Source organism: Pedobacter agri (genome assembly GCF_032678665.1).
In the GTDB taxonomy this organism is placed as follows: domain Bacteria; phylum Bacteroidota; class Bacteroidia; order Sphingobacteriales; family Sphingobacteriaceae; genus Pedobacter; species Pedobacter agri_A.
In genome coordinates this window covers 15,213-27,385 of the sequence record NZ_JAVTSH010000001.1, presented here as the reverse complement: position 1 = coordinate 27,385, position 12,173 = coordinate 15,213, and the positions used below count along the sequence as shown (strand labels likewise).

Here is a 12,173-nt window from a genome sequence, read left to right as displayed (position 1 = left end):
ACAACGTATAACCTAAAACTTATTACTTTTTTATCGCTTTCACCCGCAATCTTCTGTAATCTGCCACCCATTCTCCGTTGATAAAATAATTGGGTTTCAGTATTTCTACGGCTAAATTTTTAATGGATTCAGCTTGTTCTTTTGTTAAGTTTTTAAACGCATGCTGTGCGAATTGATTAATCCAAACATACATGCCTTCTTCGCCAATCAGTTTGGTTGGTCTGTCGAATAACCAAATTTGCTCCACTTCAAATCCTTTTGATTCTAAAAGCGTTGCATAAGTACTCACTGATGGAAAAAACCAAAAATTTGTCAGTACTTGATCAGCAAGTTGTAATTCTTCGGCAGCAGCTTTTATCGCATGAGTGATGCTTTTAACATTACCTTTTCCACCAAACTCCGCAACTAATCTTCCGCCAGTTTTCAGGCTTTTGTATAAACCTTCAACTAGGGCATCCTGGTTTTCAATCCAGTGAAAAGTTGCATTACTGAAAATTGCGTCAAACTTTTCATGGTATGGAAGTTGCGTTCCATTAACCACTTCAAAGCTTAAATTTGGGTAAGCAGCTTTTGCATTGGCAATCATATCTGCCGATGCATCAGTTCCTAAAACCACAGCACCACTTTCGGCAATTTGCGCAGCCAGCTGACCAGTTCCACAACCTACATCTAAAATGTGTTCGTCGGCTTTAGGGGCTAACCATTGCAAAACATCCGCTCCGTAATCAGATACGAAGTGGTGTTGTTTATCGTATAATGTTGCATCCCAAGCTATTTCTGGCATTTTTACTTATTTTAAATTTTTATCATCTAAGAACCTAAGGGCATCTAAGAGATTTCAAAGGATTTCAGCTTTAAACTTCTACATAATGTTCAACAATTGGAAAAGGCTCATAAAAATGATGCAATAACTTTTTCCAGTCCTGGTATTCTGCTGAACCTCTGAAGCCTTCCGTGTGTGCTTCTAATGTTTCCCAGTTTACCAGCAAAATGTATTTATCAGTTACTTCTAAACATTTTTTCAGCTGATGCGAAATGTAACCATCCATAGAAGAAATGATTTTTTGAGCCTCGTTAAAAGCTTTTTCGAAATCAACTGATAAATCAGCCTTTACATTTAACATCGCAACTTCTAAAATCATATTTTTTACCTTTCCGTCATTGCGAGGTATGAAGTAATCTATTTTATAAGAGAGATTGCTTCGTGCCTCGCAATGACGGATGTGTTAACATTCTGCTTTAATCTTTCTGCTTTTAGCTTTCAGCTAAAAACTCCCTAACATCCGTAATCACACCCGTAACAGCAGCAGCAGCAGCCGTTAACGGACTCGCCAACAAAGTTCTTGCATTTTGTCCTTGCCTACCTTCAAAGTTTCTGTTCGAAGTAGAAACACAATATTTTCCTGCTGGGATTTTATCCTCGTTCATACCTAAACAAGCGCTACAGCCTGGCTCACGTAATTGGAAACCAGCCGCTTCGAAAATTTTATCCAAACCTTCGTTTTTAGCTTGTTGTTCTACTTGTTTCGAACCAGGAACAATCCAAACCGTTACGTTATCCGCTTTGCGTTTGTCTTTAACAAAATCAGCTACTTCACGTAAATCTTCAATACGGGAGTTGGTGCAACTCCCAATAAAAACATAATCAACAGGTTTACCAATTAACGATGCATCATCATCAAAACCCATATAATCCAATGCTTTTTGATAAGAAAGTTTTTCTTTCTCAGGTTGTGCACTGGTTGCAGGGATATGCTCCTGGATGCCCATTCCCATTCCCGGGTTGGTTCCATAAGTAATCATTGGTGCAATGTCTGCTGCATCGAAAGTTAACACACTATCAAACGTTGCATCAGCATCGCTGTACAGAGTTTTCCAATAAGCTAAAGCTTTATCCCACTCTTCACCTGCTGGCGCAAATTTTCTACCCTTAATGTAATCGAAAGTAATTTGGTCTGGAGCAATTAAGCCACCTCTTGCACCCATTTCAATGCTCATGTTGCAAATCGTCATTCGAGCTTCCATGCTTAAACTCTCGATTGCCGAACCGGCGTATTCAATAAAATATCCGGTTCCACCAGCCGCAGATATTTGAGCGATGATGTAAAGAATAATGTCTTTCGCACCAACACCTTTTCCAAGTTTGCCATTTACTTCAATTTTCATGGTTTTAGGCTTCGACTGCAACAAACATTGCGTGGCGAAAACCTGCTCTACCTGTGAAGTTCCGATACCGAAAGCAATTGCCCCGAAGGCGCCATGTGTAGAAGTATGACTATCGCCACAAACCATCGTTTTTCCTGGCAAGGTAATACCTAATTCAGGACCTATAACATGAACAATCCCCTGAAAAGGATGACCCAAACCATAAAGTTCGATGCCAAATTCTGCACAATTTTTAGTCAGCATATCCACCTGGTAGCGGGAAAGCTCTTCTTTAATTGGTAATAATTGGTTTAAAGTTGGTACGTTATGGTCGGCCGTTGCCACTGTTTGCTGCGGACGAAAAACAGGTAAACCTCTTTTGCGCAAACCGTCAAACGCCTGCGGAGAAGTTACCTCGTGTATTAAGTGTGTATCAATGTATAAAATATCAGGAAATCCTTCTTCACTTTTTACAACGTGTGCATCCCAAATTTTTTCTACTAATGTTTTTGACATTTGTTAATCTTTTTTAAACCTCGCAGGTTTTTAAAACCTGCGAGTTTTTGGTTTTGTATTTAAAGCCCCCTTCAGGGGGTTGGTGGTTATGCAGTTTTAATCGCCTTCATTGCCGTCATCGCTTTGCGCAAAGTAGCACCAATTTGTTCTACCTCGTGAGAGCGGATTGCCTCGTTCACATCAATTAATTTTCTGTTATCAACAGCGCCATCTTTGCCTTCGTTAAAATTTTTACCCACTAAATCAGTATCTACTTTTTTCATGAAATCAGCCAATAGTGGTTTACAAGCTTGGTCGAATAAGTAACAGCCGTATTCAGCAGTGTCAGAAATTACGCGGTTCATTTCGAACAATTTTTTACGGGCAATCGTGTTTGCAATTAGTGGCGTTTCGTGTAACGATTCATAGTAAGCAGATTCTGGTTTGATACCCGCCTGAACCATCGTTTCGAAAGCCAACTCAACACCAGCACGTACGAAAGCAACCATCAATAAATAGTTGTCGAAATATTCTTGCTCGCCGATTTTGACATCGCCAGCAGGTGTTTTTTCGAAAGCAGTTTCGCCTGTTTCAGCTCTCCATTTCAATAAATTTTTATCGCCAGCAGCCCAGTCTTCCATCATCGTGCGACTAAACTCGCCACTCATGATATCATCCTGGTGTTTTTGAAATAACGGACGCATAATATCTTTCAATTCTTCCGAAATTTCGAAAGCTTTGATTTTTGCAACATTGCTTAATCTGTCCATCATTGCCGTGATACCACCTTGCTTTAAAGCCTCAGTAATCACCTCAACACCATATTGAACCAGCTTAGATGCATAACCAGCGTCGATTCCTTTTTCTACCATTTTATCGAACGATAGGATAGAACCTGTTTGCAATAAACCACAAAGAATGGTTTGTTCACCCATTAAATCAGATTTAACTTCAGCAACGAAAGACGATTTTAACACACCCGCTCTGTGACCGCCAGTACCTACGCAATAAGCTTTAGCCTGTGCTAATCCTTTTCCTTGCGGATCGTTTTCAGGGTGCACCGCAATTAAAGTTGGTACGCCAAAACCACGAACATATTCTGCTCTAACCTCGCTACCAGGACATTTTGGTGCCACCATAATTACGGTCAAATCTTTACGGATTTGCATGCCTTCTTCCACAATATTAAAACCATGAGAATACAATAAAGTAGCGCCATCTTTCATTAAAGGCATAATTGCATTCACTACCGCAGTGTGTTGTTTATCAGGGGTAAGGTTAATTACCACATCAGCAGTTGGAATTAATTCTTCGTAAGTACCAACCTTGAAGTTGTTTTCCGTTGCATTTTTCCACGAATCCCTTTTGCCTTCAATTGCCTCTTTGCGCAACGTGTAACTTACATCTAAACCACTATCTCTTAAATTTAAACCCTGGTTTAAGCCTTGTGCGCCACATCCTACAATTACTAGTTTTTTGCCTTTCAAAGCGCTAACGCCATCTAAAAATTCGTTGCTATCCATGAAATCGCAAACACCCAGTTGGTTTAATTTTTCTCTAAGAGGTAATGTGTTAAAATAATTTGACATCGTTTTTGTTATTTATTTTATGGTTCTATTTTTCTAATTATTGTTCTTTTTGAAAAGTAATTTTCTGTACTTTTCGGTTATTTCAGTCCCGCTTTACATTGCAATCTTTTTTAACTTCTGTCATTCAGGAACGAAGAATCTGTTTCATCGGTTGCAGATGCTTCGTGCCTCAGCATGACAGCTTATTCAAGGTTGCTGCTAAAAAAGTATTTCCACTTCAATCGGGTTTATCTAACTTGGGTTTGGTGTTTTTACCCTAAACCCTAAACCTTTTCTACACCTTTCTTCAGCGCCCATGCATATCCATAATGCACATTATCATGGCCTATGGTTGTAATCAAAACCTCTTCAATACTTTTCATTTCCACACCATAGGTTGAAGTTGAAAATGGAGTGATGTTCGCAAACACGCCATTAGCATAGTCTTCTTTTATTTTCTCAATACTCTCAAGTGCTAGGGCCTTTAATTCTGCTACTTCCTCTGCTGTTACAGTATAAGTCGGGCGAGTATCTTTTCTATAAAATTCATTAAACTTTACAGCACCCGCATCGGCCAAAATTCCAGTGCGCACATAACAAAGTGTTTGCGTACTCACCACAATATGCCCGAAATTCCAGATGATATTGTTATTGTAACCATCAGGAATTTTATTCAACTCTTCAATCGTTAATCCATCAACAAGCTGAATAAATGCTTTGCGTGAGCTTATTATAAAATCAAATACTTCGTTCATCATTTTTTATGCTTCTATCTCCGATTCGTCTAAAGGCTGGTTAAAGGTTATCTTATTAAAGAATGGGTCATTTACCGTAACTGCCCAACTTCCGTAAAAGGTTCTTTCCAAACCCGGTCTGTTATATTTATATTTTTTATCAATCAGCTCCTTATGAAATTCTTTCAATCCAGTGCAATCGATATGAATGTGTGCACCGGGAGCACAATCGCCATGATGCTCACTTAAATGCAATTCGATACCAGCTAATGAAATCTGCATATAAATAGGAGCGTTGTCATCAAAACGATGCTCCCAATCTATTTTAAAGCCAAGCCAATTCACATAAAATTCGATTGCTTTATCATAATCGAACATTCTCAAAATTGGCTTAACGCTATTACATTTCATATTTGTTTGATTTGCCGCTATCAGTATGAGTCTATCGAAGGCTATTTGTGCGCTTCGACAGGCTCAGCATGACAACTCGCTTTAGTTTTACGTCCTGAACTTATAACTTACTACTTATCACGTAGTACTTATTTACATCGTAAAAATCTTATCCCCCTTTTCTAAAAATTCATTCTCTACCAATTCTTCTCCAGGTTCGAAAGCTTCAAATTCTTTCAGTTTTTCGTGGAAACCAGCACTGTCTTTAATAATCGCAACCCTTGCCGAACGCACAAACTCAATCAATTCGTAAGGTTCTAAAGCTTTAACCAACGCATCAGTTTCTTCTCTGTGGCCTGTTACTGCAAAAACGGTATAATCCTTGCGTATTACGACTGCACTTGCACCATATTGTCTAAGCAAACGTTCTACGGTTACTTTTTCCGCAATTTCATCAGTAGAAACTTTGTATAAAGCCAATTCCTGCCAGATAATCTCGTCATTGGTGTTGAAGTACACTTTTAATACTTCAATTTGCTTTTCGATCTGACGGGCAAGTTTTCTAACCACTTCATAACTTTCTGTAATCACAATGTTAAAGCGGTGTATACCATCAATTTCAGATGGAGAAGTATTCAAACTTTCGATATTGATTTTTCTCTTCGAGAAAATAATCGCAATCCTGTTTAATAAACCGATACGGTTTTCCGCATACACAGTAATGGTGTATTCTTGCTTTCCCTCGAAATCGGCTTTTGCTATCTTATGTTCTAATGTATTTTCAGTACTCATGTTTCTTGGATTAAGGATAAAGGAACAAGGACAAAAGACATTGTGCCAGTGCTTTTAATCTTTATTCCTTGCTCTTTGTTCTTTTATCTTAATTATTTCAACCTAATCTCACTTACGCTCATTCCTTGCGGAACCATTGGGAAAACGTTATTTTCTCTTCCAACCATCACCTCAAGTAAATAGGAGCCTTCGTGGTTAATCATGGTTTCCAATGCTGTTCTTAAGTTAGCACGTTCATCAACCTTATCGGCTTCGATGTAATACGCTTTAGCTAAAGCTACAAAATCAGGACTGGTGATGTTCACAAACGAATAACGTTTATCGTGGAATAACTGTTGCCACTGGCGAACCATGCCTAAGAAACGGTTGTTCAATATCAGGATTTTCACCGCTGCACCAAACTGCATAATGGTACCCAATTCCTGTGGCGTCATTTGGAAACCGCCATCGCCGATGATGGCAATTACAGTTTTGTTTGGCGCACCATATTTAGCGCCGATTGCCGCAGGCAGACCAAAGCCCATTGTGCCTAATCCACCAGAGGTGATGTTGCTACGGGTATTGTTAAATTTAGCGTAACGGCAAGCTACCATTTGGTGCTGACCAACATCGGTTACAATTACAGCATCGCCACCACAAATTTCGTTAATGTTACGTAAAACTTCGCCCATCGTCATTTCTTCGCTTGTTGGGTAAAGTTCTGGCGTAATCACCTGGTCTATTTCCTGTTGATTATAATCTTTGAATTTCGCTAACCAATCTTCGTGTTTGTTCTCGTTAACCAAGTTGGTTAACAGGGGTAAAGTTTCTTTACAATCGCCCCAAACGCCAACTTCTGCCTTAACATTTTTGTCAATTTCAGCTGGATCGATATCCAGGTGGATAACTTTGGCTTGTTTTGCGTATTTATCTAAGCGCCCAGTAACACGGTCATCAAAACGCATTCCGATGGCAATTAATACGTCACACTCGTTAGTTAAAACGTTTGGTCCGTAATTACCATGCATGCCCAACATACCAACATTCAGTGGGTGAGAGGTTGGAATTGCGCCATCGCCCATAATTGTCCAAGCAGCAGGGATGCCACTTTTTTCGATAAAAGCTTTAAACTCTTGTTCTGCGCTACCCAAAATAACACCTTGTCCGAATAATACAAATGGTTTTTTTGCTGAGTTGATCAATTCAGCTGCCTGCTCGATAAACTCAACCCTAACTTTTGGTTTTGGTCGGTAGGAGCGAATATGATTACACTTTACGTATTCAGGAAATTCCTCAACCTGTAATTGTGCGTTTTTAGTAATATCAATTAAAACTGGTCCTGGTCTGCCGCTTTTAGCAATATAAAATGCTTTTGCCAAAACCTCGGGGATTTCCTTAGCATCGGTAACCTGGTAATTCCACTTGGTAACTGGTGTAGTAATGTTAATTACATCCGTTTCCTGAAAAGCATCGGTTCCCAATAAGTGAGCGAAAACCTGTCCGGTGATACAAACCAGAGGCGTACTGTCGATTTGCGCATCAGCTAGACCTGTAACCAAGTTGGTGGCGCCGGGTCCGCTGGTAGCAAAGCAAACACCTACTTTTCCGCTTGTTCTGGCAAATCCCTGCGCAGCATGGATACCGCCCTGCTCATGGCGAACCAAAATGTGTTCTAATTTATCTGCGTAATCGTAGAGTGCATCATAAATTGGCATGATTGCGCCACCTGGATAACCAAAAATGGTGGTGACACCTTCTTCAATTAATCCATTCAACAAAACCTGTGAGCCCGTTCCCTTGAAAGTTTTTGAGGTTTCTGCCTTTGCCTCGGTTTGTATTTCTTGTGCAGTTTCCATAATTATGTTTTTGCGGTTCTATTATTCTTTAATCTTAAACCCAATTCTTTCTCTGTCTTTCCACTTCAATTGAGCAATTTTCTCGTCTAACAAATTGTCCATAGCATCGTACAATTCATTTAGCTGAACATCATGTTCTCCAAGTCGCTCTTTGATTTCCAATAATTGCTCATTGATGTTAGCTTGCTTAAATAAGATTTTTCTTACATCAACAAAAGCTCTCATAATAGCAATATTCATGTTAATCGCTTTTTCACTTCTTAAAACACCACTTAACATGGCAACACCCTGCTCTGTGAAAGCGTAGGGTAGAGCAGAATTTGGTCTTTTGGATGAATATGTCATCACAATTTGTGATGACATATCGTGATTATTAATTTCCATCCTAACATTTTCAAACTCTTGATTATTGAGCTGAAACATAAAATCTTCAGGGAAACGTTCTATATTTCTTTTTACTGCCTGATTCAATACTCTTGTTTCAACTTCATAAAGTGTTGCTAAATCGAAATCTAATATTACTCTTTCCCCCCGAATTTCATAAATTCTACTTTGAATACTTTTAATGATGTGCATAGTAATTCATTTTAATATTTAATTCATAGTCGGGATGACTGATGTTCAAGGTTTGTATCCACAAACCTGATTCAATTCTAATATTCGTCGGTTACGCAGCCACTTGCTGCATCTGAAACTGTTTTAGCATATTTATATAAAACGCCTTTTGTTACTTTTAATGCCGGCTGAACATATTTTTTTCTTCGCTCTGCGATCACTTCTTCGCTTACTTGTAAACTGATGATGTTATTAACGGCGTCGATTAAAATTGGGTCATTATCTTCAACCAAACCAATTAAACCACCTTTATAAGATTCTGGAGTGATGTGACCTACCACGAAACCGTGAGTGCCACCAGAGAAACGGCCATCAGTAATCAAAGCAACCGATTTACCCAAACCTGCACCAATAATGGCTGAAGTTGGTTTTAACATTTCTGGCATACCTGGAGCACCAACCGGACCAGAGTTTTTAATTACGATGACATCGCCTGGTTGAACGCGACCGCTAGAAATACCAGCTATTAAATCGTGTTCACCATCAAATACACGAGCAGGACCTTCGAATTTTTCGCCTTCCTTACCAGAAATCTTTGCCACTGAACCTTTCTCTGCCAAGTTTCCGTAAAGGATTTGTAAATGACCAGTTGCCTTAATTGGCTCACTCATTTTTTGAATGATTTTCTGGTCGTAATCCATAATCGATTTTACGTCAGCTAAATTTTCAGCCATTGTTTTACCGGTTACCGTTAAACAATCGCCATGCAATAAACCTTCGTTTAATAAAAATTTCAAAACGGCTGGAATGCCTCCATATTGATGTAAATCTTGCATCAGGTATTTTCCACTTGGCTTAAAATCGGCCAAAACAGGCGTAACATCACTCATCCTTTGGAAATCATCCTGCGTAATTTCTACACCGATCGCTTTTCCCATTGCGATAAAGTGTAACACAGCATTGGTACTTCCACCTAAAATAATGATTGAACGAATTGCATTCTCGAATGCTTTTCTCGTCATAATATCAGATGGTTTAATATCTTTTTCTAATAAAACTTTGATGTATTTCCCAGCATCCAAGCATTCTTGTTTTTTCTCAGGACTTACCGCTGGATTTGATGAGGAATAAGGCAAACTCATCCCTAATGCCTCAATTGCTGACGCCATTGTATTTGCCGTGTACATACCACCGCAAGCACCTGCACCCGGACAAGTATGTTTTATAATGCCTTGATAATCATCTTCTGATAAATTGCCGCAGATTTTTTGTCCTAAAGCCTCGAAAGCTGAAACAATGTTTAATTCTTCGCCTTTGTAATGCCCAGGAGCAATTGTTCCGCCGTAAACCATAATCGATGGGCGGTCTAAACGAGCCATTGCCATAATTGCGCCCGGCATATTTTTATCGCAACCCGGAATTGAGATTATCCCATCATAATATTGGCCACCACAAATGGTTTCGATACTATCTGCAATTACATCGCGACTTACCAATGAATAACGCATGCCATCAGTACCGTTGCTCATTCCGTCACTAACCCCAATCGTATTAAAAATCAAGCCCACTAAATCATTTTTCCAGACCCCAGCTTTAACATCTTTTGCAAGGTCGTTAAGGTGCATGTTGCAGGTGTTGCCATCGTAACCCATACTTGCAATTCCAACCTGTGCTTTTGCCATATCTGCATCGGTTAAGCCAATTCCGTAAAGCATGGCCTGAGCTGCAGGTTGTGTTGGGTCTTGTGTAAATGTTTTACTGTACTTATTTAATTCGCTCATTGTTTTGGTCGGTTGTAATGTTGTATTGTTTTAAAGTTGTAATGTTTGTAATCAGTCTTGATTCTCGCTACTCGATACTAAATGATCACTTCGTAATTCACTTTTTCAAGCACAAGGTTTTTGTAAGCCCGTTGTATGGTATAACCGATCGATTCTCTCCAAGGGGTGCGGAAAACGATATCGTCAATTGATGCTATTCCGGCAATTTCAGTAGCTGTGCCACATAAAAAAGCACTGTCTGCTTGTTTTAAATCTTCTACAGTTAATTTCCGCTCAATGCATTCGATATCTAGAACGGTACAAAGTTCTTTAACTGTAGCCCTGGTAATGCCGGGTAAAATATTTCCTAAAGATGGTGTATAAAGTTTGCCATCTTTCTCCAAAAAGATGTTGGCTCCCGATGCTTCGGCTACGAAACCATGCATGTCTAAAAGCAAGGCTTCATCGTATCCTTTAATGTTGGCGGCGGTTGTTGCCAATATTGAGTTTACATAGTTTCCGCTCAGTTTCGCTTCCATTGGAGTCGATTTAGGGTTCGGTCTTTCGTAATCTGAAATGGTTAATTTTAAAAGCTTTATTCCTGAATAGGCATCCCAATCCCAGGCGCAAATTAAAATTGAAACACCACTTGGTTCATTCAATTTCATATTTGGGTGGCAAAAAACCAATGGCCGGATGTAGGCATCTTTCAGTTTATTTAACGTAAGAAGTTTATAAGTTTCTTTGATTAATTCTTGTTTATCCCATGGGAAAGGGATATTTGCCAGTTGACAAGAACGTTCTAAACGATCAAAATGTGCAGCAGCTTTAAAAATGCGATTGCCATTGTGTGTTTTGTAGGCTCTAATCCCTTCGAAAGCAGCATAACCATAATGCAACGACTGACCGTAAAGGTCCGTGCTACTATCTACAGCTTTTTCAAACTTTCCATCAAGGTAAATAATCGTGTTCGAATTATAATATTTCATCACGTTTTGTTATTTAAAAAAAGCGTCCTGTTTCTATCAGGACGCTTTAGGTATATTTAATTTCTTTTAAATCTATTATAAGCAGTCCGTCTTCTTCCCTAAAATATCTAGGAGTAGCAGGTTAAGTAAAATGACAGGCAATAACACAACATTTCCAGCTGCAATTGCAGTAGAATTGTTTGAAAATGTATTGCGTTGATTAATCATGTTTCCTTAATGTTTATAAATACCAATTTAGTTTTTGGTTCATTAATTTGCAAGAGAAATCACAAAAAAGTGAAATAAGAATATAATTCTTTATTTAGGTTGTAAAACAGAATGTTGTTTGTTATTACGATGGGATTAGTGATTTAATGCCGCTAGCCGTAGACCAAATATCAAAACGGTATACGGTATGTTTGTTATGCTTGCATTATAAATTTTCTGATTTTCTTCCTAAAATGGATTTTATCCCACTAATTCTTAGGATTTCTTGATTTTTGAAAGGGGGCACAACATGCAGATTTTTTTAATTAATTGGTTAGTGTTTTAATGTAAGATAAGTTCTAATAAAAAAAGCCTTTCCGAAATTAATCGAAAAGGCTTTTGTTGAAATGCTGAATCAATCAGCATGAAGAATTTTAATTAAGCAATACCTTCTGCTAAAACAACAATTTTATTATGAATAGCTTCTACTACACCACCTTTAATAAAAAAACGTTGTTCTTCATCTTTGCCTGCTTTTATAATAACTTCTCCATCTTCTAAAGTCGAGATGATTGCCGCGTGGTCTCTCAGGATTTGAAAAGAACCTAAAGTCCCCGGAACTGTAACTGCTGTTACTTCACCTTCGAAAACTTTTTTATCTGGAGTTAATATTTCTAAGTTCATTCTTTTATAGATGTAAGATATGAGATATGAGACATAAGAT

12 protein-coding genes are annotated in these 12,173 nt (G+C 38.6%); all 12 read right to left on the bottom strand.

Features of this window, described 5'->3' with window-relative positions:
* Positions 1-22: 22 nt before the first annotated feature.
* The gene (locus R2Q70_RS00110) at positions 23-784 is read right to left on the bottom strand and encodes a class I SAM-dependent methyltransferase (protein WP_316805690.1); all 762 of its coding nucleotides are present in this window, start codon (positions 782-784) and stop codon (positions 23-25) included.
* A gap of 70 nt (positions 785-854) precedes the next feature.
* Positions 855-1,142 (bottom strand): antibiotic biosynthesis monooxygenase, encoded by a 288-nt coding sequence (locus tag R2Q70_RS00105; protein ID WP_316805689.1) that lies wholly within the window; start codon positions 1,140-1,142, stop codon positions 855-857.
* Positions 1,143-1,254: 112 nt separating this feature from the next.
* Complete coding sequence (leuC, locus tag R2Q70_RS00100; protein ID WP_316805688.1) at positions 1,255-2,661, bottom strand: 3-isopropylmalate dehydratase large subunit; 1,407 nt, start codon at positions 2,659-2,661, stop codon at positions 1,255-1,257.
* Between the two features lie 86 nt (positions 2,662-2,747).
* Positions 2,748-4,229, bottom strand: coding sequence for a ketol-acid reductoisomerase (gene ilvC, locus R2Q70_RS00095; RefSeq protein WP_316805687.1), 1,482 nt, complete (start codon positions 4,227-4,229; stop codon positions 2,748-2,750).
* 263 nt (positions 4,230-4,492) lie between these two features.
* On the bottom strand, positions 4,493-4,966 hold the full coding sequence (locus tag R2Q70_RS00090; RefSeq protein ID WP_316805686.1) for a DinB family protein: 474 nt from the start codon (positions 4,964-4,966) through the stop codon (positions 4,493-4,495).
* Positions 4,967-4,969: 3 nt separating this feature from the next.
* Positions 4,970-5,353, bottom strand: coding sequence for a glyoxalase superfamily protein (locus R2Q70_RS00085; protein ID WP_316805685.1), 384 nt, complete (start codon positions 5,351-5,353; stop codon positions 4,970-4,972).
* A 132-nt stretch (positions 5,354-5,485) separates the two neighbouring features.
* Positions 5,486-6,124 carry an acetolactate synthase small subunit gene (gene ilvN / locus R2Q70_RS00080; protein WP_316805684.1) on the bottom strand — a complete coding sequence of 213 codons (639 nt, stop codon included), beginning with the start codon at positions 6,122-6,124 and terminating at the stop codon, positions 5,486-5,488.
* A 92-nt stretch (positions 6,125-6,216) separates the two neighbouring features.
* A complete protein-coding gene (gene ilvB, locus R2Q70_RS00075) occupies positions 6,217-7,959 on the bottom strand; it encodes a biosynthetic-type acetolactate synthase large subunit (RefSeq protein ID WP_316805683.1) in 1,743 nt (580 codons plus the stop codon).
* A gap of 21 nt (positions 7,960-7,980) precedes the next feature.
* On the bottom strand, positions 7,981-8,535 hold the full coding sequence (locus R2Q70_RS00070) for an ORF6N domain-containing protein (RefSeq protein ID WP_316805682.1): 555 nt from the start codon (positions 8,533-8,535) through the stop codon (positions 7,981-7,983).
* Positions 8,536-8,612: 77 nt separating this feature from the next.
* Positions 8,613-10,295, bottom strand: a complete 1,683-nt coding sequence (gene ilvD / locus R2Q70_RS00065; RefSeq protein WP_316805681.1) for a dihydroxy-acid dehydratase — start codon at positions 10,293-10,295, stop codon at positions 8,613-8,615.
* A 77-nt stretch (positions 10,296-10,372) separates the two neighbouring features.
* Entirely contained in the window at positions 10,373-11,263 is an 891-nt protein-coding gene (locus R2Q70_RS00060; RefSeq protein ID WP_316805680.1) for an aminotransferase class IV, read from the bottom strand.
* 624 nt (positions 11,264-11,887) lie between these two features.
* Complete coding sequence (gene atpC, locus R2Q70_RS00055) at positions 11,888-12,133, bottom strand: ATP synthase F1 subunit epsilon (protein ID WP_010601039.1); 246 nt, start codon at positions 12,131-12,133, stop codon at positions 11,888-11,890.
* Positions 12,134-12,173 lie beyond the last annotated feature (40 nt).

What these genes read in the sequence shown, in the direction of transcription:
- atpC (WP_010601039.1), bottom strand. Translation starts at nt 12,133, where the DNA reads ATGAACTTAGAAATATTAACTCCAGATAAAAAAGTTTTCGAAGGTGAA.
- ilvD (WP_316805681.1), bottom strand. Translation starts at nt 10,295, where the DNA reads ATGAGCGAATTAAATAAGTACAGTAAAACATTTACACAAGACCCAACA.
- R2Q70_RS00110 (WP_316805690.1), bottom strand. Translation starts at nt 784, where the DNA reads ATGCCAGAAATAGCTTGGGATGCAACATTATACGATAAACAACACCAC.
- leuC (WP_316805688.1), bottom strand. Translation starts at nt 2,661, where the DNA reads ATGTCAAAAACATTAGTAGAAAAAATTTGGGATGCACACGTTGTAAAA.
- R2Q70_RS00090 (WP_316805686.1), bottom strand. Translation starts at nt 4,966, where the DNA reads ATGATGAACGAAGTATTTGATTTTATAATAAGCTCACGCAAAGCATTT.
- R2Q70_RS00060 (WP_316805680.1), bottom strand. Translation starts at nt 11,263, where the DNA reads ATGAAATATTATAATTCGAACACGATTATTTACCTTGATGGAAAGTTT.
- R2Q70_RS00085 (WP_316805685.1), bottom strand. Translation starts at nt 5,353, where the DNA reads ATGAAATGTAATAGCGTTAAGCCAATTTTGAGAATGTTCGATTATGAT.
- R2Q70_RS00070 (WP_316805682.1), bottom strand. Translation starts at nt 8,535, where the DNA reads ATGCACATCATTAAAAGTATTCAAAGTAGAATTTATGAAATTCGGGGG.
- ilvN (WP_316805684.1), bottom strand. Translation starts at nt 6,124, where the DNA reads ATGAGTACTGAAAATACATTAGAACATAAGATAGCAAAAGCCGATTTC.
- R2Q70_RS00105 (WP_316805689.1), bottom strand. Translation starts at nt 1,142, where the DNA reads ATGATTTTAGAAGTTGCGATGTTAAATGTAAAGGCTGATTTATCAGTT.
- ilvC (WP_316805687.1), bottom strand. Translation starts at nt 4,229, where the DNA reads ATGTCAAATTATTTTAACACATTACCTCTTAGAGAAAAATTAAACCAA.
- ilvB (WP_316805683.1), bottom strand. Translation starts at nt 7,959, where the DNA reads ATGGAAACTGCACAAGAAATACAAACCGAGGCAAAGGCAGAAACCTCA.